This is a genomic window from Kocuria oceani (assembly GCF_029524215.1).
In the GTDB taxonomy this organism is placed as follows: Bacteria; Actinomycetota; Actinomycetes; order Actinomycetales; family Micrococcaceae; genus Kocuria; species Kocuria oceani.
Genome location: NZ_JARAMH010000004.1, coordinates 109,862 through 129,122 on the forward strand (window position 1 = coordinate 109,862; position 19,261 = coordinate 129,122).

Consider the following 19,261-nt stretch of genomic DNA (forward strand, 5'->3'; position numbering starts at 1 on the left):
AGACCTGAGACCTCCGGGACCTCAACGGGGCCACCACGGCCCGCCCGGTTCAGCTCGACCCGAAGGAGAACACTCCATGTCTCGTGCAGTAGGAATCGACCTCGGCACCACCAACTCCGTGGTGTCCGTGCTGGAGGGCGGCGAGCCCACCGTCATCGCGAACGCCGAGGGCAACCGGACCACCCCGTCCGTCGTCGCCTTCTCCAAGGACGGCGAGACCCTGGTCGGCGACATCGCCAAGCGCCAGGCCGTCACCAACGTCGACCGCACCATCGCCTCGGTCAAGCGCCACATGGGCACCGGCTGGTCGAAGGAGATCGACGGCAAGAACTACACCGCGCAGGAGATCTCGGCGCGCATCCTCATGAAGCTGAAGACCGACGCCGAGTCCTACCTGGGCGACAAGGTCACCGACGCCGTGATCACGGTCCCGGCGTACTTCAACGACGCCGAGCGCCAGGCCACGAAGGAGGCCGGCGAGATCGCGGGCATGAACGTGCTGCGCATCGTCAACGAGCCGACCGCCGCGGCCCTGGCCTACGGCCTGGAGAAGGGCAAGGAGGACGAGCTCATCCTCGTCTTCGACCTCGGTGGCGGCACCTTCGACGTCTCCCTGCTCGAGGTCGGCAAGGACGAGGACGACTTCTCCACCATCCAGGTCCGCGCCACCGCCGGTGACAACCGGCTGGGCGGCGACGACTGGGACCAGCGCATCGTCGACTGGCTGCTGTCGCAGGTGAAGTCCAAGACCGGCGCCGACCTGTCCAAGGACAAGATCGCCCTCCAGCGGCTGAAGGAGACCGCGGAGCAGGCCAAGAAGGAGCTGTCCTCCGCGACCAGCACCAACATCTCCCTGCAGTACCTCTCCGTGACCCCCGAGGGCCCGGTGCACCTGGACGAGCGCCTCACCCGCGCCAAGTTCGAGGAGCTGACCCGGGACCTGCTCGAGCGCACCGAGAAGCCGTTCAAGGACGTCATCGCCGAGGCCGGCATCTCCGTGTCCGACATCGACCACGTGGTCCTCGTGGGCGGCTCGACCCGCATGCCCGCGGTCGCCGAGACCGTGCAGCGCCTGGCCGGCCAGGAGCCGAACAAGGGCGTGAACCCGGACGAGGTCGTCGCCGTCGGCGCCGCGATCCAGGCCGGTGTGCTCAAGGGCGACCGCAAGGACGTGCTGCTGATCGACGTGACCCCGCTGTCGCTGGGCATCGAGACCAAGGGCGGCGTGATGACCAAGCTCATCGAGCGCAACACGGCCATCCCCACGAAGCGGTCCGAGACCTTCACCACCGCCGAGGACAACCAGCCCTCCGTGTCCATCCAGGTCTTCCAGGGAGAGCGCCAGTTCACCCGGGACAACAAGAACCTGGGCACCTTCGAGCTGACCGGCATCGCCCCCGCCCCGCGCGGGATGCCGCAGATCGAGGTCACCTTCGACATCGACGCCAACGGCATCGTCCACGTCTCCGCCAAGGACAAGGGCACGGGCACCGAGCAGTCGATGACCATCACGGGTGGGTCCTCCCTCTCCAAGGAGGACATCGACCGCATGGTCAAGGACGCCGAGGCCAACGCCGAGGCGGACCGGGTGCGCCGGGAGGCCGCCGACCTGCGCAACAACGCGGAGCAGCAGGCGTACTCCGTGGACAAGCTGCTGAAGGACAACGACGAGAAGCTGCCCGAGGACGTGAAGTCCGAGGTTCAGGCCGACGTCGACGCCCTGAAGCAGGCGCTCGAGGGTGAGGACGAGGCGGCCGTGAAGTCGGCCTACGACAAGCTCCAGCAGTCCCAGACCAAGCTCGGCGAGGCCCTCTACGCGCAGGCGCAGGCCGACGGCGCCGAGGGCGCCCCCGGCGCCGGCGCCACCGGCGCGGCAGGCGACGAGGACATCGTCGACGCCGAGGTCGTCGACGACGAGAACGAGAAGAAGTGAGCATGCCCGATCCCACGCCAGGACCCGACGAGAACCCGGCGGAGAACGCTTTCGAGAACTCCGCCGGGAACCCCGACGAGCAGGCCGCGCAGGACTCCGGTCCCGGCTCCCCCGAGGAGGCCGGGCCGGAGGGCCTGACCGTGGACGACATCCTCTCGACCCCGCAGTCCACCGACGCCGGCTCCGCCGACGCAGGTGCGGCCGCGGAGGAGGACCCGTCCGCGGCGCTGGCCGCCGAGCGGCTCGAGGAGCTGCGCCGGCTGCAGGCCGAGTTCGTGAACTTCAAGCACCGCACGGCCCGTGAGAAGGAGCAGCTGCGCACGTTCGTGACCGGCGACCTCCTGCAGACCCTGCTGCCGGTGTTCGACGACATCGACGCGGCCCGCCAGGCCGGGGACCTCACCGACGGCCCGTTCGCGTCGATCGCGAACAAGCTGGAGGAGATCCTCGTCCGGCAGGGACTGACCCGCATCGGGGCGGTCGGCGAGACGTTCGACCCGAACGTCCACGAGGCGGTGCTCCAGCAGCCCACCAGCGAGGTCGAGCCCGACCAGGTCTCGATGGTGCTGCGCTCCGGCTTCCGGATCGGCGAGCGCGTCGTGCGGCCGGCCCAGGTGGCCGTCGCCGTCGCCGAGTGAGGCCGGGCCCGGCCTGACCGGCGCGGGAGGGGAGGCCCGTCCACGGGCCTCCCCTCCCGTCCCCCCAGCCACGGCACCGCGCCGGGGCGACCCCAGGACTTCCACCGGGTGCTGCTCGTCAGGACCCCCCACCGGCCCCAGAGAAAGGAGGCGTCATGGCCAGCCAGGACTGGATCGACAAGGACTTCTACAGCATTCTCGGCGTCTCCAAGGACGCGTCCGAGGCGGACATCAAGAAGGCCTACCGCAAGCTCGCCCGCCAGTACCACCCCGACCAGAACCCCGGGGACGCGGAGGCCGAGCAGCGATTCAAGGACATCACCGAGGCGAACTCCGTGCTCTCCGACCCGGAGGAGCGCAAGCAGTACGACGCGATCCGGGCCATGGGCTCCGGTGCCCGCTTCACGGCCGGCGGCCCGGCCGGCGCGGGCGGCTCGGCGAACTTCGAGGACCTTTTCGGGGACATCTTCGGCGCCGGCGGCGGTGGCCGTCGCCGGCGGACCAGCTACTCCACCGGCGGTGCCGGCTTCGGCGGGGCCGGCGGCTTCGAGGACCTGTTCTCGCAGTTCGGCGGCCCGGGCGGCTACGGCGCCCCCGGGGCCGGCTACCAGGCCCCGCCCGCCCGCGGGGAGGACATCCGCACGGAGACCTCCATCCCGTTCCGCTCCTCGGTGCAGGGCACCACCGTGAAGCTGCGCCGCGGCAACGGCCAGGAGACCACGGTGCGCGTCCCGGCCGGGGTGCGCGACGGGCAGAAGCTGAAGCTCGCCGGCAAGGGCCACTCCGGCCCCGGCGGACCCGGCGACCTCTACGTCACCGTGCACGTGGGCTCGCACCCGTTCTTCACCCGCGTGGACGGCACGGACGACGTCGAGGTCACCGTGCCGATCAGCTTCCCCGAGGCGGCCCTGGGCGCCACCGTGGACGTGCCCACCCTGGACGGCGGCACGGTGCGGCTGAAGGTGCCCGCCGGGACCTCCTCGGGCCGGCGCTTCCGCGTCAAGGGCCGCGGGTTCAGCACGGCCAAGGGCACGGGGAACCTGATCGTGACCGTGGAGGTGCACGTGCCCGCCCACCTGGACGAGGCGGCCGAGGCCGCGGTCCGCGCGTTCGCGGAGGCGACCGCCGACGACGACCCTCGGGCGGGCCTGGCCACGAAGGCACGGGTCTGAGATGGCTCTCGACGCCGACCAGCCGCTCTTCGTGATCTCCGTGGCCGCGGAGATCGCGGAGATGCATCCGCAGACGCTGCGCCAGTACGACCGGCTCGGGCTGGTCAAGCCCTCCCGCGCTCCGGGCCGGGCGCGGCGCTACTCCCAGCGGGACATCGAGAAGCTGCAGCAGATCCAGGTGCTCTCCCAGCAGGGCGTGTCCCTGGAGGGCATCCGGCGCATCCTGCAGCTGGAGAACCAGGTCGCGGCCCTGCAGTCGAGGGTGGCGGAGCTGTCCCAGGAGCTCGACGAGGCCCGGGAGCGGGCCGAGGAGTCCTCACGGATCTTCGCCGCCGGGATCGGCGGGGACGTGGTGCGGATGGCCCGCGGCTCGCGCCCGCGGGCCCGCAAGATCTCCCAGGCCGTGGTGCTCTACCGGCCGCCGCGGCAGCAGGAGCGCTGAGCCGCCCGCCGGCGGCGCGGACGGCGGGCGCTCCGTGCGTCCGCGCCCCGGCGCCGCTCAGCGCAGGTGCTGCTCGGCGCAGGTGCTGCTCGGCGCAGGTACTGGGCCGCGCAGAAGCTGCTCAGCGCAGGTGCTTCTCGAAGCCCACGTCGTACACGCCGTCCGTGTAGCTGTGGGCGACACCGGGAAGCGGGACGTACCCGGTGCTCCGGTAGAGGGCGGAGGCCTCGGGCTGGCGGTTGCCGGTGGTGAGGTAGATCCGCCGGTAGCCGGCGGCGGCGGCGAGCCGCTCGAGCTCGGCCAGCACCCGCCGGGAGTACCCCCGCCGGCGGTGAGCGGGATCCGTCCAGATGCGCTTGAGCTCGGCCGTGGCGTCGTCGTGCCGCCGGAAGGCGCCGCCGGCCACCGTCAGCCCGCCCTCGAGCAGCAGCACGAGGCCTCCGGTGGGGGGCCGGAACTCGTCGACGGGGTGGTGCTCCATCTCCTCCGCGCCGATCGACGGGCCGTAGCGCGCCACGTACTCCCGGTGCAGGCCTTCCAGCAGCGGCCGCGTGCGGGGATCTCCCGGGGGCACGACGACGAAGCCGTCCGGGGAGGTTGCCACGCTCACGGAAGCCGGCGGTAGGTCAGGTCGCGCGGCACGCGTCCCGCCTCCTGTGCCTTGCGCTCGAAGCTCGTCAGGACCCGGCCCTCCCAGCGGGGGGCCCAGCCCACGTCCGGGTGCTCGTCGTCGGCGAGCGGACCCGGGTGCAGGTTCTCGAACCGGGGGGCGGCGTCCAGGACCTCGCGCATCACGAGCGCGTACTCCTGCCAGTCCGTGGCCAGACGCCACAGCCCGCCCGGGACGAGCACCCGTGCGGCCAGATCGGCGAAGGCGGGGGAGACGAGGCGCCGCTTGTGGTGGCGGGTCTTGTGCCACGGGTCCGGGAAGAACACCCACAGCTCGTCGACCGAGGCGGGGGCCAGCATGTGCTCCAGGACCTCGGGGGCGTTGGCCTGGACCACCCGGACGTTGTCCACGCCGGCCTGGCCCGCCTTGAGCAGCAGGTCCGCGATCCCCGGCTTGTACACCTCGACGGCGAGGTAGTCGCGAGCGGGATCCTGGGCGGCGGCGTGCACGACGGCCTCGCCCAGCCCGGAGCCGACCTCCACGACCAGAGGAGCCTCGCGCCCGAAGGCCGCGGCCGCGTCGAACTCGTGGTCGGGGTGCACGGAGGTGTCGGTGCGCACGCGCGGGACGTCCAGGACGCGCGTGGGCGCCCAGTCGTCCCACGCCTTCTGGCGGCGGGCGGTCAGACGGTCACCGCGGCGCACGAAGGAGTACGGCCGGCGGTGGAAGGCCGCCGGGACGGGGCCCTGGCCGGTGCCCCCGGCGTGCTCTCCGGCGGCCTCCTCGGCAGGATCCTCGGACGTCGTCTCGGCGCTTCCTGCGGCGCCCTCTTCGGCGCTCACGTCAGCGGCCTCGTCGGCAGGCGGCTCGGCGGGGGTGTCGGCGGGGGAGGGAGTGTGCTCGGTCATCGCCCTACATCCTAGGCGCAGGCCGGACCGGTCCGGTGGCGCTGTCCGGCAGGAGCGGTTCGGCCCAGCGCCGGCGAGGCGCCTCCCACACCGCGAAGCGGGCCAGCAGCTCGTCCGCGTCCTGGGCGACCACGGCGGCGTCACGGTAGTCCGGGCGCACCAGCCCCGCGGCGGACATCGCCGCGACCGCGTCCAGCAGGGGCCCCCAGAACCCGGAGACGTCGAGGAAGCCGACCGGCTTGGCGTGCACCCCCACCTGCAGCCAGGTCCACGCCTCGAAGATCTCCTCCAGGGTGCCGAGCCCTCCGGGCAGGGCCACGAACCCGTCCGCGAGGCGGGCCATCTCCGCCTTGCGCTCGTGCATCGTCTCGACGACGCGCAGCTCGGTCAGGCCGGTGTGGGCCGTCTCGTCCTCGACGAGGGAGCGCGGCATCACCCCGATCACCTCGCCGCCGGCGGCCAGGGCGGCGTCGGCGACGACGCCCATCAGTCCCACGTGGCCGCCGCCGTAGACCACGCCCACCCCGCGGCGGGCGAGCTCGGTGGCGAAGGCCGCGGCGGCCTCGGCGAACAGGGGATCGGAGCCCAGGGATGCCCCGGTGTACACGGCGAGTCTCATGAGGACATTCTCGCCGCACCGGCGCCGATAGCATGAACCGGGCTGCACCCGCGCCCTGCCACGCATCCACAGCGGCGCCCGCCGCCCCGTCCCCGCTCCGCCCCCGCACCCACCATCACCACCCGCACCCGCCCCTGCACGCCCCTTCCCGAGGACCGACCCACCATGAGCTCACCCACCCCCGGCCAGCCGGTCCGTTCCCGTCTGCGTCTCAGCGGCAGGGCGGACCGGGTCGTGCTGGTGGCGGCACTGGGCATCCTCAGCGCGGTCAGCCCCATGGCCACGGACATGTACCTCGCGTCCATGCCGGCCATGGCCGCGCACTTCGGCGCCTCGACCTCCGCGGTGCAGCTGACCCTCACCAGCTACATGATCGGCATGGCCCTGGGGCAGTTCCTGCTGGGCCCGGTCTCCGACGTGCTCGGGAGGCACCGGCTCATGGTCGCCGGCAACGTGCTGTTCCTGCTCAGCTCCGTGGCCGTGGTCCTCGCACCCGGCGTCGGCACGGTGATCGCGCTGCGCGCGGTGCAGGGCGCCGCCGGAGCGGCGGGCGTGGTGATTGCCCGGGCCGTGGTCTCGGACATCGCCTCCGGACGCCGGGCCGCCCAGCTCTTCTCGGTGCTCGCCACCATCACCTCCCTGGCCCCGGTCGTGGCCCCTCTGCTGGGCGGGGTGATCGCCACCGTGGCTCCGTGGCAGACCGTGTTCTGGGCGCTCGCCGCGTTCGGGCTGCTGATGCTCGCGTGCTCGGTCCTCGTGGTCCCGGAGACCCTGCCGCCGCACCGGCGGCACCGAGGCGGCGTCGGGGCCGTCGTCGGCGGCTCCTGGCGCGTGCTGCGCACCCCGTCCTTCATGGGCTACGCGCTGGCCTTCGGAGCGGCGTTCGGGGCGCTGTTCTCCTACATCTCCGCCTCCTCTTTCGTGGTGCAGAACGTGCTCGGCTACTCGGCGCTGGGCTACTCCGTGATCTTCGCGGTCAACGCCTGCGGCTCGATCCTGGGGGCCCTCGTCAACACCCGGCTCGTCGGCAGGACGGAGCCCGGGCCGGTCCTGCGCACCGCCCTCGTGGTCATGGGAACGGTCAACGTGGTGGGGCTCGTCCTGGTCCTCGCGGGCATCACCGGGTGGACCACGCTGGCCCACCTGTTCGTGAGCCAGACCTGCATCGGGTTCATCCTCGGCAACGCCGTGGCGCTGGCCCAGTCGCGGGTGCCCGGCCGGGCGGGCGCCGGCTCGGCGGTGCTCGGGCTGGTCCAGTTCCTCATCGGCGGTCTCGTGAGCCCGCTGACCGGTCTGGCCGGGCAGCACAGCGCGGTGCCCATGGCCGTGTCCATGGCGGTGTGCTCCCTGCTGGCCGTGGGTGCCGTGCTGCTCGCGGCTCGGTGCTCCCGCCGGCCGCCGGGAGCACCGAGCCCCTCCTCCGGCCCGTTTCCGGGGAGAGGCGGGCCGGGACCACATGGCGGAGGGCCTCCGGATCCGTGACCGGCAGCCGGCCTTCCGGCCCTTGACCTGCGGACCGCCGGACCTGTGATTAGATGCCTCCTGCAGAGACGGAGATCACACCCTCGACCGGTCTCCGCTCGACCACCCACCCGACACCCACGGGAGAACACATGCTCCAATCCATCGAGACTGCCCTCGGCACGCTGGGCGGCATCATCTGGGGGCCGTACGTCCTCATCCCTCTGCTGCTCCTCACCGGCCTGTACCTCACGGTCCGGCTGGGCGGGCTGCAGTTCCAACGGCTCGGATCCGCGCTGCGCCTGGCGCTGTTCGAGCGCAAGGACGAGGACGCCCACGGCGGCGACGTCTCCCAGTTCCAGGCGCTGACCACGGCGCTCGCGGCGACCGTGGGCACCGGCAACATCGTGGGCGTGGCCACCGCCATCTCGATCGGCGGCCCCGGCGCGCTGTTCTGGATGTGGGTCACCGGCCTGCTCGGCATGGCGTCCAAGTACTCCGAGGCCTTCCTGGCCGTGCGGTTCCGCACCAAGGACGCCAAGGGTGAGATCTCCGGCGGCCCCCAGTACTACCTGGAGCGGGGCATCCGCTCCGGGTTCGGCAAGTTCCTGGCGATCTTCTTCGCGATCGCCGCCGCCCTGGCCGCGTTCGGGATCGGCAACATGACGCAGGGCAACTCGATCGCCTCCAACGTCGAGAGCTCCTTCGGCGTGCCGACCTGGATCACCGGCGTGGTGCTCGCGGCCCTGACCCTGGCCGTGCTCGTGGGCGGCATCAAGTCCATCGGCAAGGTGACGGCGGGGTTCGTGCCGTTCATGATCCTGTTCTACGTGCTGGGCGCGCTCTTCATCCTGATCGTGAACGTCGCCGCCATCCCGCAGGCCGTCGTCCTGATCTTCACGGACGCCTTCACCGGCACGGCGGCGGTCGGCGGCTTCGCCGGGTCGGCCATCATGCTGGCCGTGCAGATGGGCGTGGCCCGCGGCATCTTCTCGAACGAGTCCGGCATGGGCTCGGCCGCGATCGCCGCGGCGGCCGCCCGGACCACCCACCCGGTCCGGCAGGGTCTGGTGTCCATGACGCAGACCTTCATCGACACCATCATCGTGGTCACCTGCACCGGTCTCGTGCTCATCACCACGGGGGTGTGGGAGCAGGGCGCGGACTTCGCCGCCACCATGACCGGCGACGCGTTCAGCCAGGGCCTGCCCGGGCAGTGGGGGCACATCGTGGTCACCGTCGGCCTGGTCCTGTTCGCCTACTCCACGATCCTCGGCTGGGCGTACTACGGCGAGCGCTGCATGGAGCGGCTCTTCGGCGTCGCCGCGGTGATGCCCTACCGCCTGGTGTTCTCCGCGGTGGTCTTCGTCGGCTGCACGGTGCCGCTGGCCGTGGTGTGGAACTTCGCCGACGTCATGAACGGGCTGATGGCGATCCCCAACCTGGTGGGCCTGCTCATCCTGTCCGGCCTGATCGCCCGGGAGACCAAGCACTACCTGGACCACGACCCGCAGCTGCGGGCGAACCGGCAGCAGATCGACGCGTTCATGGAGGGCCGTCCCGGCGCGATCGACTCCTACGAGCGCACCGGCGTCTGACGCACCGGCGCCCGGCACGCCGGCGCCCGAGGGCCCGACGTCCTGACGGGGGTCGGGCCCTCGGTCTAGCCTGAGGGCATGAGCCGACTTCCCGACCCTCGCCCGTTCTCCTGCGCGGCCGCCACCGGCGCGGTCTACGACCAGGGCGCCCACGTGACCGACTGGATCCCCCGTGGGCAGGCACCGGTGCTGTGGCTGTCCCCGAGCACGGCACTGGAGACAGGCACCCCGGTGCGCGGCGGCGTCCCGATCTGCTTCCCGTGGTTCGCCGACGGGGCCGCGGGCGGCCGTGCGCCGAAGCACGGCTTCGCGCGCACGCTCCCGTGGCACGTCGAGTCGCGGGAGTCCTCCGACCACGAGGCCGTGGTCGTCTACCGGCTCACCGACGAGGACGTCACCGATCCGGCCCACCGCGAGCAGTTCCCCTACCGCTTCGAGGCGTACTACGTGGTGCGTTTCGGGACCGAGCTGTCCCTGGAGCTGAGCATCACGAACACCGACGACCGGGCCTTCGACGTCGAGGAGGCCCTGCACGCCTACCTGGTGGTCGGGGACGTGCGGAAGATCCGGGTGGACGGCCTCGACGGCGCCGGCTACCGGGACAAGGTGCTGGACCGCGACGACTGCGTCCAGGAGGGCGCACTCCACCTCGAGGGCGAGACGGACCGCGTCTACCGCTCGGACGCGGAGGTCTCCGTGGTGGATCCCGTCCTGGGGCGCGTCCTGCGCATCCGCAAGGAGAACTCGCGGAACACCGTGGTGTGGAACCCGTGGGCGGAGCAGGCGGCCGCCATGTCCGACATCGGCGCGGACGGCTGGACCGACTTCGTGTGCGTCGAGGGGGCCAACGTCCAGGCCGAGGCCGTGCACCTGGAACCGGACGAGACCCACACCATGGCCTACCGGGTGGCGGTCGAGGCCACCGAGCAGGACCCGGGCCGGTCCCCCGCCTGAGAAGCAGGAGCCCTGGGATCGACGACGCCGTCGGGAGGGGGCCGGTGCTCACACGGCACTGAGGCGCACCTCGGGCACCCGACGGTCAGAACGGGGGAGGGTCTGCCGCCTCCGGCGCCCACGCCGCGGCGGAGGTCCCGGTCCACGACCATCCGGCCGACGGGTCCGGGACGGTCCGGTACGTCCGCCCGGCAGGCGACGTCCACTCGAGCGCTCCACCGGAGCGCGCCGGCCCCAGGTGCCGCACCGACCAGCGGCCGAGCGCACCGTGGCGGTGCTTGACCAGATGGTGGTGGCGGCACAGGTGGGCGAGGTTGTCCGCGGCGGTCCGCCCTCCGTCCTGCCACGCCACCGTGTGGTCGAGGTCGCACCGCTCGACCCGCCGACGGCCTCCGGGGAAGCGGCAGGTCCCGTCGCGCAGCCGCAGCAGGCGGCGCAGATCGGCGGGCACGGCGTAGCTGGTGCGGTCGTGGTCGAGGACGGCGCCCGTGAGGGGGTGCGTCAGCACGCGCTGCCACGACGATGCGCCCGCGGCGAGCTCGCGGGCCGCCTCCGCGCTGATCGGGCCGTGGCGGCGAGCACCGGCGCGTCGTCGGGCACCCCCTCGGCAGGGCCGCCGGGACGTGGTCCCAGCAGGGTGAGCACCGGGACCGTCACGCACACCTGGCCGCGCACGTCGCGCGGGAACGAGGGGTCGTCGGAGACCTCTCCGGCCAGCAGGAGATCGGCGAGGACGTCCGCGCGAAGCTGGGCCTCGGTCCGGCCGGCCGCGTGCCGCCCGGTGCCGCCGGCGTGGTCCGCGGCGCCCGGTGCCTCGGCGATGTCCGCGAACGAGAGGTGTTCGCCGGGCCGCCCCTGCCCGCCCGGCTGTGCCGGCCCGGAGCCTGCCGGGCCGGATGCCGCCGCGGCCGCCTCCTGGGGGCCGAGGAGCGCCACGAAGGCGTCGAGCCGGTCCTGCACCGCGAGTGCCGTGGGCGCGTCGAGCAGCGCGTGGAGGAAGGCCATGCCGTCCTCGCCGTGCTCGATCCACACGCGGCGTCCTGCACGGGCCGCCCGGTGCCTGGCCTCGTGGGTCTCCGCCAGCAGCGCCGCGCGGCGGCGTCGCGACCACGCGCGCAGCTGCGCCACCGTGCAGTGCGGAGCCCGTTCCACCAGGTCGTCGGCGAGCCGCCGCACGAGGGCCGGGGGTGCCTCCTGACCCGGCGGAGCGTCCTCGACCAGCTCCCGCCACTGGTCGGCGATCACCGAGGCATGGCGGGCGCTGAAGCGGCCCGCCTCCAGCGCCTCGAGGGCTCCGGGCAGGTGCAGCCCCAGCACGAGGGCCTCGCGAACGCGGTCGAGCGCCGTGCCCGCCGGCAGGTGGAGCGCCGGGCCGATCTCGTCGGCGACGTCGCGCACCAGCTGGTCCTCGGTCTCCAGGAGGGAGCACACGAGGTCGTCGGCCGCGGACGGCATCAGCCCCGCGGAGGAGACCCAGTCGATCTCACGGTCCTCCCAGGCCAGCAGCCACAGACGGTAGATGCAGCGCAGCTCGCGCCCCGCCTCCCGTGCCTGGGCGGCCGCGGAGTCCACGAGCTGCCCGACGACCGCCCGCACCTCGGCCCGGACGTCGGTGTCCAGCACCCGCTCCCCGGCGGGAGCGGTGCCGCGCGGGCCCGGAACAGGACGGGACCGGCGGTGCGACGTCGTCGTCATGACGTCATTGTCCCGGCCGCCTCGGACGGCCTAAGGACTGCGCGGCGCCCCCGTCCGGGGAAGACGCGGCGCCCCGCCTCCGGAGGGAGATGTGAAACGGGTGCCGCCCGTCCGTCCGGACGTGCGGCACCCGCGGGGTCCCTGAGGGGCCGTGACTACTTGGAGACCACCAGGGCCGCGGCGATCGCGGCCAGGAAGGCGTCCTTCGAAAGGCCGGTGCCGGCCTCGGTCGGGCGGATGCCGTCCTCCTGGGTCATGTCCGGGTTGCGGAAGTACATCGCGAGCAGGCCGGCGGAGAAGGCGCCGAGGGCCAGGCCCGCGAGGCGCTTGTTGACGAACGGCGTCAGCAGGGCGGCGCCGATGCCCATCTCGGAGTAGGCCACGAACTTGCCGAAGGCGTCGGCGTCCCACTCCTTGAACTGGGGGACGCCGGTGGCGGCGAACTGCTGGAGACCTGCGGCGGCCTCCGTGGGGAGGTCCTTCTTGCCGTAGCCGGACTGCAGCAGGTAGGCGCCGGAGACGCCGCGCAGGATCGCGTTGGAGAGGCTCATGGTCGGTCCTTTCGGGGTGGGGAACAGGGTCATTGAGTCGTCAATGACCCTATCAGGGGCGGCTCCGCGCCCTCCGGGCGGAATCGGCCCGCAGCGTACACCCCGCCCCGGGATTCCCGGCGGCGCCTAGGCTGGCCATCCGCCCGCGGGACGCCCTTCGCGTCCTGCCACCCGACGGAAGGACAGACATGGACATCGAGACCATGAAGAAGGTTCTGCTCGTTCTCACCAGCCACGACACCCTCGGTGACACCGGGGAGCCCACCGGCTACTACGTCGGCGAGGCGGCCCACCCGTGGAAGGTCTTCCGCGACGCCGGTTACGTCGTCGACTTCGCCTCGATCGCCGGCGGACAGCCTCCGCAGGACGGCAAGGACGAGGACGACGAGGTCCAGCAGCAGTACCTCGAGGACGAGACCGTGCGGGCCTCCCTGTACAACACGCCGCGGATCAGCGTGGTCGACCCCGCCCAGTACGACGCCGTCTACCTCGTGGGCGGGCACGGCACCATGTGGGACTTCGCCGGCAATCCCGACCTGCAGTCGCTGGTGGCCGCCGTGCACGACGCCGGGGGGATCGTCGGCGCCGTCTGTCACGGACCGGCCGGACTCGTCGACGTGGAGCTCTCCACCGGACTGCGCATCGTCGAGGGACGCCGGGTGGCCGCGTTCACCAACGCCGAGGAGGACGAGGTCGGCAAGTCGGACGTGGTTCCCTTCCTGCTCGAGGACAAGCTCGTCGAGCAGGGCGCGGACGTGCGCACGGCGCCGAACTGGACCGAGCACGTCGTGGTGGACGACCGCCTCGTCACCGGGCAGAACCCCCAGTCCGCGGCCGGTGTGGCCAAGGAGATGACCAAGCTCCTGACCGAGGTGGTGCGCGAGCAGAAGGCCGCCCAGGAGGCGGACTCCGCCGCGCTGCGCCAGGCGCGCGACGCCGAGAAGGCCGAGGACGACGGCGAGGCCTGAGCCCCGGCCGTCCGGGACGGGCGGGCGGCGCGAACGCGCCCCCGTCCTCCTCGCGCACCCCGCCGTTCCCGGAGAGACTGGGGACGCCGGCCCACCCGGTCCGGCCCAGCGGACACACGGCAGGAGAAGCACATGACTGACCTCAGGAACAAGGTCGCGCTCGTCACCGGCGCCGCCTCCGGCATCGGCGAGGCCTGCGCCAAGGACCTCGCGGCGCGGGGCGCCAAGGTCGTCGTCACGGACATCGACACCCGGAGGATCGACGACGTCGTCCAGGCGATCATGGCCGCCGGCGGCAACGCCACCGGCTTCCGGCAGGACGTGGCGAAGCCCGAGGACTGCGAGGCCGCGGTCGAGTTCGCCCAGCAGACCTACGGCGGCCTGCACCTGGCGGTGAACAACGCCGGTGTGGGCGGGTCCACGGACGCCGTCGGCGAATCGGACCTCGACGCCTGGGTGCGCACCGTGCAGATCGACCTGCACGCGGTGATGTTCGGCATGCGCTACCAACTGCCGGCCATCGAGCAGGCGGGCGGCGGGGCGATCGTCAACATGGCCTCCATCCACGGCACCGTGGCCACGGCCGCGGGCAACAGCGCCTACACCGCGGCCAAGCACGGGGTGGTCGGCCTGACCAAGCAGGCCGGGGTGGAGTACGGGCAGCGCGGGGTGCGCGTCAACGCGGTCGGTCCCGCCTACATCGAGACCCCGCTGCTGAACAGCGCGCCTCCGGAGGTGCTCCAGGGCCTCGCCGCCAAGCACCCGCTGGGCCGGCTCGGCCGCCCCGAGGAGGTCGCCGCCCTGACCACGTTCCTGCTCTCGGACGCCGCCTCGTTCATGACCGGCGGCTACTACCTGGTCGACGGCGGCTACACCGCGCTGTAGCCGGACCACCCGCCGCTCCCGCGAGCTGTTCCCGCCCGCCGCTCCCGCCCGCCGCTCCCGCCCGACGCGCCCGACCGCCGCACCCGACCGTGGTGGCCGCCGCGGCGGGAGCGACGGGCGGCCGCGGACGTGCCCTCCGCCACATCCGGGTGGTGGCGGAACGCCCGTGCTGTAGGGTGAGTCGTATTGCATATGGCACTGCTCCCCGTCCCCGGGTGAGCAGGCAGGCGTCGAGCACCCCGTTCTTCTTCCAGCGTGGCACCGTTCCAGACGGTCTCAGCCCGCTCGCAGGGGCTCCAGGAGTCATTCGGCGCAACCCGGCGCGCTACCCCCTTGCCGGGACATCCGATCGAAAGACGTATCCCAGTTTTGGCTACTTTCACCGACCTTGGCGTGCCCAAGGCCCTCTCCGCCGTCCTCGCCCAGCAGGGCATCGAGCAGGCGTTCCCCATCCAGGAGAAGACCCTCCCCGACTCGCTGGCCGGCCGCGACGTGCTCGGCCGCGGCAAGACCGGCTCGGGCAAGACCGTGGCGTTCGCGCTGCCGCTCGTGTCCCGGCTCGCCGGACTGAGCGGCAACGGTGCCCGTGCGGCCCGCCGCGCCAACCGGCCCACCGGCCTGGTCCTGGCCCCGACCCGCGAGCTGGCCACGCAGATCGACCGCACCGTGGCCCCGATCGCCGAGGCCGCCGGGCTGACCACCACCGTGATCTTCGGCGGCGTCTCGCAGAAGAACCAGGAGAAGGCGCTGGCCAAGGGCGCCGACATCGTCATCGCCTGCCCCGGCCGGCTCGAGGACCTGCTCAAGCAGAACATCCTCACGCTGGACGACGTCCGGGTGACGGTCATCGACGAGGCCGACCACATGGCCGACATGGGCTTCCTGCCCGTGGTCACCCGCATCCTCAAGCGCACCCCGCAGGGCGGGCAGCGACTGCTGTTCTCGGCGACCCTCGACGGCGGCGTGGACAAGCTCGTCAAGCAGTTCCTGTCCAACCCGGTCAAGCACTCCGTGGACGCCCCGCAGGCGGCCGTGTCCACCATGGACCACCACGTCCTCGTGGTCGACGCCGACGAGAAGCAGGAGCTCATCGAGGCCCTGGCCTCCGGCACCGGGCGCCGCGTGATGTTCACGCGCACCAAGCACCGCGCCAAGAAGATGGCCCGCAAGCTCACCCAGATGGGCATCCCGGCGGTGGACCTGCACGGCAACCTCTCGCAGAACGCCCGCGACCGGAACCTGGCGCAGTTCTCCGCCGGTGACGTGCGGGTGCTCGTGGCCACCGACGTCGCCGCCCGCGGCGTGCACGTGGACGAGGTCGAGCTGGTCGTGCACATCGACCCGCCCACCGAGCACAAGTCCTACCTGCACCGCTCCGGGCGCACCGCCCGCGCCGGCGCCTCCGGCTCCGTGGTCACGGTGGCCACCAAGGAGGAGCGCCGCGAGGTCACCCAGCTGATGAAGGCCGCGGGCGTCACCGCGAACTTCGACACCGTGACCGTCGGCTCCCCGGCCGTGACCGAGCTCGTGGGCGAGCGCGCCGAGAAGGTCGCCTACGTGCCGCAGCCCGTCCAGGCCCAGGGCCGTCCGGCGGGCGGTCAGCGCTCCGGCGCCGGCCGGTCCGGCGGCCGCTCCGGCGGCAACCGCGGCCGCGGCGGGCAGAACCGCTCCGAGCAGCCGCGCGGCGGCTCCCGCGACCAGCGCCCCGAGACCGGCGGGCGCGCCGGGTCCCGGCCGGGCAACGGCTCGGCCTCCCGCTCGGCGGCACCGGCTCGCTCGGCCGCGCCCACGCGCTCCGCCGCGCCCGCGTACTCCACCGAGTCCGCACCGGACCGGGCGACGCAGGCCGCCGCGCGCCGCCGCAGCCGCAGCCCCCGCCGCGCGTCCTCCCCGCAGGGCACCGCGACCCGCTGAGCCGCAGCCCGCTCAGCCCCGGCACCGTCCACGAGGGCCCGTTCCCCGCTGTACCGCAATCCGCGGAGCAGCAGGGAACGGGCCCTCGTCGTCGTCCGTCGGAACGTCCGTCTGACGTTCCGGCGGAACGTCAGACGGACGGGGCGAGCCCGCGCAGGAACGCCAGGGTGACGTCGGTGTGGGCGTCCACGGGGACGAAGCCTGGCGCGGCCTCCACGGGCAGCTCCCCGGGCACCACGACCACCGGCATCCCGGCGGCCGCCGCGCTGGCGGCCCCGGTCTGCGAGTCCTCGACCGCCACGCACTGCGCGGGGTCCACGCCCAGCCGCCGGGCCGCGAGCAGATAGGGCTCCGGGTGCGGCTTCGCGTGCTCCACGTCCTCCTGGGACACGACCACCCGCAGCACGTCCGGGGCCCCGGACGCGGTGCCCTGCGCCACCACGGTCAGCGCGTTGGTCACGACGGCCCCGGGAATGCCGGCCCGCTCCAGCTCGTCCAGCAGCGCACGCATGCCGGGCAGGAACGGGACCTCGCCCGTGAGGGAGTCGGCCACCTCCTGGCCGAGCTCCGCGGTGATGTCCTCCACGGTGCCGGCGGCCCCGCGCTCGACCATCAGCCGCGCCGAGGCGGGCACGGTCCGGCCCAGCGTGGCGTGGTCGTCCTCGGTGCTCCACCCCACGCCGTACCGGGCGGCCACCGCCCGCTTGGCCACGGCCCACTGGGGCTCCGAGTTCACGAGGGTGCCGTCGTGGTCGAAGAGCACGGCGGCGGGAAAGGCGGGGGAGCTCACGGGCGGGCCTCCTGGGCGGGGTGGAAGGGCGACGACGGGGACTGCGGGTCCAGCGAGCGCAGCAGCGCCAGGGTCAGCTCCCGGTGGGAGCGCAGGTGCAGCAGCCCCGGACCGGGCTCCACCGCCTTCTCCCCGGGCACGACCACCGTGGGCATGCCCGCGGCGACCCCGGCGGCCGCTCCCGCGGGGGAGTCCTCCACCACCACGCACCGCGCCGGGTCCACCCCGAGCCGGCGCGCCGCCGTGAGGTAGGCGTCCGGGTCCGGCTTGGGGCGCACGCCGCGGGCGTAGTCGTCCGTGCCCACGGTGGTCCTGACGAGGCCCGGCGGGGCCGCGGCGGCGGTGTGCCGGGCCAGCGCGGAGCTCGCGTTGGTGACGATCGCCGCGGGGACCCCCGCGTCCGCCAGCTCCGTGAGCAACTCCCCGATCCCGTCGATGAAGGTCAGCTCCGTCCCCTCCAGCACCCGCACGCTGTGCTCGAAGATCGCCCGGAACATCTGGTCGTCGTCGAGCGGCACCCCGATCCGCCGCATGCGGTCGATCGTGGCGGCCACCGGGCGGCCCAGGGTGTCGTCGGTGTCCTGCGGGGTCCAGATCCGGCCGTGCTCGGCGGCGAGGTCCTGCTTGGCCCGGTCCCACAGGGGCTCGGTGTCGACGAGCGTCCCGTCGTGGTCGAAGAGGACGGCGTGCGGGAAACCGGGGGAGGACATGCGCACCAGCCTACCGGGATGCCGCCGGCGCTCCCGGGGCGGGCGGCGGTGCGGGCGGAGCCGGCCGCGTGCATAGACTGGCGCGCGTGCCGCACGCCCTCGACCCCGCTCCGCCGTCTCCGGGCGCTCTCCTGCTCGGCGGAGCGCCAGCCCCGGCCGGGGTCACGGGCAGGACCCCGGGCGGGATCCCGGGGCGGCGGGACTCGTGAGCCGGGCCGACCGCCTGGCCGGGTCCTACGCGCAGATGCTCCGCCACCCTTGGTCCCGGTCCCTGATGCTGCTCGGCCTGGTGGCCAAGCTGCCCATGGCGATGGTCTCGCTGGCCCTCGTGCTCAGCGTCAACGCCGTGCACGGGCGTGAGCTGGCCGGCTGGTCCGCGGCGGTGCTCGCCCTGGCCCTCGCGGTGACGGGTCCCGCCCGGGGCCGGTGGGTGGACCGCTCGGGGCCGCGCACGGCGATGAGCGTCCTGGGCCTGGCGCAGGCCGCCGCCCTGCTGGGGCTCTGGGCCTCCCTGGCCGAGGCCCCCACGGCGGTGGTCCTGCTCTGCGCCGCCCTGACCGGCGCCCTCACCGCCCCGGGCACCTCGGTGCTGCGCAGCCTGTGGAGCATGCGCGCCCCGTCGTCGTCGTTCGGGCACGCGGCCCAGGCCTGGGAGTCCGTGACCCTGGACGTGGTCTTCATCCTCGGCCCCGCCGCCGTAGCCGCCGTGGCGGGATGGACTGCGCCCCGGCACGCGCTGCTCGTGGTCGCGGTGCTCGGGGCGGCCACGTCCGTGCTGCTGGCCCGCGCCGCGGGGGCCCACTGGCGGATCCCGGTGCGTCCGACGGCGCCGCACCCCCTGCCGCTGCGGCTGCTGCCCGTCGTCGCCCTCGCGGGCGGGAGCGTGGGGGCCATCACCACCGCGGAGATGGCTGCGGTGGGCGTCGCCGACGAGGCCGGACGGGAGGCCCAGGCCGGGCTCCTCGTGGCCCTGCTCTCGGCGGGCTCGATCCTCGGCGGGCTCGTCTACGGGCGCACCGACCCGCCCGGCTCCCGGATCGCCCACATCCACGCGGCGGCGGCCGCGTGGGTGCTGGGCTGCCTGCTGGGGGCGTGGCGCGGCGGGCTCGTGTGGTCCGCGGTGGCCCTGACCGTGGCGGGGCTGGGCCTGGCGGTCGTCATCACCGCGCAGTACGGCCTCGCGGCCGCCCGGGCACCGGAGAGCCGGCGGACCGAGGTGTACTCGTGGATGGCGACCGCCGGGCAGATCGGGGCGGCGGTGGGGGCGGCGGGCTCCGGCTACCTGGACGGCCGGCAGTCCTTCCTGCTCAGCGCGGCCCTGATGGCCGTCGCCTCCGTGCTGGCCGCGGTCTCCGGGATGCCCCGTCCGCGCTGGGTCCTCGCCCCGCACCGGAGCCCCGGGTAGATTGGCCG

General features: G+C 73.5%; 19 protein-coding genes. 11 read left to right on the plus strand and 8 right to left on the minus strand.

Going from position 1 to position 19,261, the window contains the following annotated elements; genetic code table 11:
* Positions 1 to 76 precede the first annotated feature (76 nt).
* The 4 genes from dnaK (at position 77) to PU704_RS05855 (ending at position 4,185) form a co-directional block, all read left to right on the plus strand.
* Positions 77 to 1,933, plus strand: coding sequence for a molecular chaperone DnaK (dnaK, locus tag PU704_RS05840; RefSeq protein ID WP_277550608.1), 1,857 nt, complete (start codon positions 77 to 79; stop codon positions 1,931 to 1,933).
* A gap of 2 nt (positions 1,934 to 1,935) precedes the next feature.
* Positions 1,936 to 2,571 carry a nucleotide exchange factor GrpE gene (locus PU704_RS05845; RefSeq protein ID WP_047804443.1) on the plus strand — a complete coding sequence of 212 codons (636 nt, stop codon included), beginning with the start codon at positions 1,936 to 1,938 and terminating at the stop codon, positions 2,569 to 2,571.
* A gap of 155 nt (positions 2,572 to 2,726) precedes the next feature.
* Entirely contained in the window at positions 2,727 to 3,743 is a 1,017-nt protein-coding gene (locus tag PU704_RS05850; protein WP_075873162.1) for a DnaJ C-terminal domain-containing protein, read from the plus strand.
* Position 3,744: 1 nt separating this feature from the next.
* Complete coding sequence (locus tag PU704_RS05855) at positions 3,745 to 4,185, plus strand: heat shock protein transcriptional repressor HspR (RefSeq protein WP_277550609.1); 441 nt, start codon at positions 3,745 to 3,747, stop codon at positions 4,183 to 4,185.
* 121 nt (positions 4,186 to 4,306) lie between these two features.
* Here PU704_RS05855 and PU704_RS05860 read toward each other — a convergent pair whose 3' ends face one another.
* The 3 genes from PU704_RS05860 to PU704_RS05870 are packed head-to-tail and all read right to left on the minus strand — an operon-like array spanning position 4,307 to position 6,322.
* Positions 4,307 to 4,795 carry a GNAT family N-acetyltransferase gene (locus PU704_RS05860; RefSeq protein ID WP_277550610.1) on the minus strand — a complete coding sequence of 163 codons (489 nt, stop codon included), beginning with the start codon at positions 4,793 to 4,795 and terminating at the stop codon, positions 4,307 to 4,309.
* Positions 4,792 to 5,703 (minus strand): tRNA (guanosine(46)-N7)-methyltransferase TrmB, encoded by a 912-nt coding sequence (trmB, locus tag PU704_RS05865; RefSeq protein WP_277550611.1) that lies wholly within the window; start codon positions 5,701 to 5,703, stop codon positions 4,792 to 4,794. Before trmB ends, PU704_RS05860 begins: the two co-directional genes overlap by 4 nt.
* A 4-nt stretch (positions 5,704 to 5,707) precedes the next feature.
* Positions 5,708 to 6,322 (minus strand): LOG family protein, encoded by a 615-nt coding sequence (locus PU704_RS05870; protein WP_277550612.1) that lies wholly within the window; start codon positions 6,320 to 6,322, stop codon positions 5,708 to 5,710.
* A gap of 165 nt (positions 6,323 to 6,487) precedes the next feature.
* Between PU704_RS05870 and PU704_RS05875 the strand changes: the two genes are divergently transcribed.
* The 3 genes from PU704_RS05875 (at position 6,488) to PU704_RS05885 (ending at position 10,335) form a co-directional block, all read left to right on the plus strand.
* Positions 6,488 to 7,804, plus strand: a complete 1,317-nt coding sequence (locus PU704_RS05875) for a multidrug effflux MFS transporter (protein WP_277550614.1) — start codon at positions 6,488 to 6,490, stop codon at positions 7,802 to 7,804.
* Positions 7,805 to 7,935: 131 nt separating this feature from the next.
* Positions 7,936 to 9,381 carry an alanine/glycine:cation symporter family protein gene (locus PU704_RS05880; RefSeq protein WP_277550616.1) on the plus strand — a complete coding sequence of 482 codons (1,446 nt, stop codon included), beginning with the start codon at positions 7,936 to 7,938 and terminating at the stop codon, positions 9,379 to 9,381.
* A 78-nt stretch (positions 9,382 to 9,459) separates the two neighbouring features.
* Positions 9,460 to 10,335 carry a D-hexose-6-phosphate mutarotase gene (locus tag PU704_RS05885; RefSeq protein ID WP_277550617.1) on the plus strand — a complete coding sequence of 292 codons (876 nt, stop codon included), beginning with the start codon at positions 9,460 to 9,462 and terminating at the stop codon, positions 10,333 to 10,335.
* Between the two features lie 85 nt (positions 10,336 to 10,420).
* On the opposite strand, the gene PU704_RS05890 is transcribed toward PU704_RS05885, so the two are convergent.
* The 3 genes from PU704_RS05890 to PU704_RS05900 all read right to left on the minus strand — a co-directional run bounded on the left by PU704_RS05890 (position 10,421) and on the right by PU704_RS05900 (position 12,581).
* On the minus strand, positions 10,421 to 10,843 hold the full coding sequence (locus PU704_RS05890) for an HNH endonuclease signature motif containing protein (RefSeq protein ID WP_277550618.1): 423 nt from the start codon (positions 10,841 to 10,843) through the stop codon (positions 10,421 to 10,423).
* Complete coding sequence (locus tag PU704_RS05895) at positions 10,837 to 12,030, minus strand: DUF222 domain-containing protein (RefSeq protein WP_277550619.1); 1,194 nt, start codon at positions 12,028 to 12,030, stop codon at positions 10,837 to 10,839. Before PU704_RS05895 ends, PU704_RS05890 begins: the two co-directional genes overlap by 7 nt.
* A gap of 155 nt (positions 12,031 to 12,185) precedes the next feature.
* On the minus strand, positions 12,186 to 12,581 hold the full coding sequence (locus tag PU704_RS05900; protein ID WP_047804437.1) for a hypothetical protein: 396 nt from the start codon (positions 12,579 to 12,581) through the stop codon (positions 12,186 to 12,188).
* Positions 12,582 to 12,769: 188 nt separating this feature from the next.
* Between PU704_RS05900 and PU704_RS05905 the strand changes: the two genes are divergently transcribed.
* The 3 genes from PU704_RS05905 (at position 12,770) to PU704_RS05915 (ending at position 16,348) form a co-directional block, all read left to right on the plus strand.
* Positions 12,770 to 13,549, plus strand: coding sequence for a type 1 glutamine amidotransferase domain-containing protein (locus PU704_RS05905; protein ID WP_075873166.1), 780 nt, complete (start codon positions 12,770 to 12,772; stop codon positions 13,547 to 13,549).
* Positions 13,550 to 13,681: 132 nt separating this feature from the next.
* Positions 13,682 to 14,434, plus strand: coding sequence for an SDR family NAD(P)-dependent oxidoreductase (locus PU704_RS05910; protein ID WP_277550620.1), 753 nt, complete (start codon positions 13,682 to 13,684; stop codon positions 14,432 to 14,434).
* 369 nt (positions 14,435 to 14,803) lie between these two features.
* Positions 14,804 to 16,348, plus strand: a complete 1,545-nt coding sequence (locus tag PU704_RS05915; RefSeq protein ID WP_277550621.1) for a DEAD/DEAH box helicase — start codon at positions 14,804 to 14,806, stop codon at positions 16,346 to 16,348.
* A gap of 130 nt (positions 16,349 to 16,478) precedes the next feature.
* Here the strand turns inward: PU704_RS05915 and PU704_RS05920 are convergent, their stop codons facing one another.
* Both PU704_RS05920 and PU704_RS05925 read right to left on the minus strand, forming a co-directional pair.
* The gene (locus tag PU704_RS05920) at positions 16,479 to 17,138 is read right to left on the minus strand and encodes an HAD family hydrolase (protein WP_277550622.1); all 660 of its coding nucleotides are present in this window, start codon (positions 17,136 to 17,138) and stop codon (positions 16,479 to 16,481) included.
* Positions 17,135 to 17,848, minus strand: coding sequence for an HAD family hydrolase (locus tag PU704_RS05925; RefSeq protein WP_277550623.1), 714 nt, complete (start codon positions 17,846 to 17,848; stop codon positions 17,135 to 17,137). Before PU704_RS05925 ends, PU704_RS05920 begins: the two co-directional genes overlap by 4 nt.
* 205 nt (positions 17,849 to 18,053) lie before the next feature.
* On the opposite strand from PU704_RS05925, the gene PU704_RS05930 reads away from it, so the two are divergent.
* Entirely contained in the window at positions 18,054 to 19,253 is a 1,200-nt protein-coding gene (locus PU704_RS05930) for an MFS transporter (protein ID WP_277550624.1), read from the plus strand.
* Positions 19,254 to 19,261 lie beyond the last annotated feature (8 nt).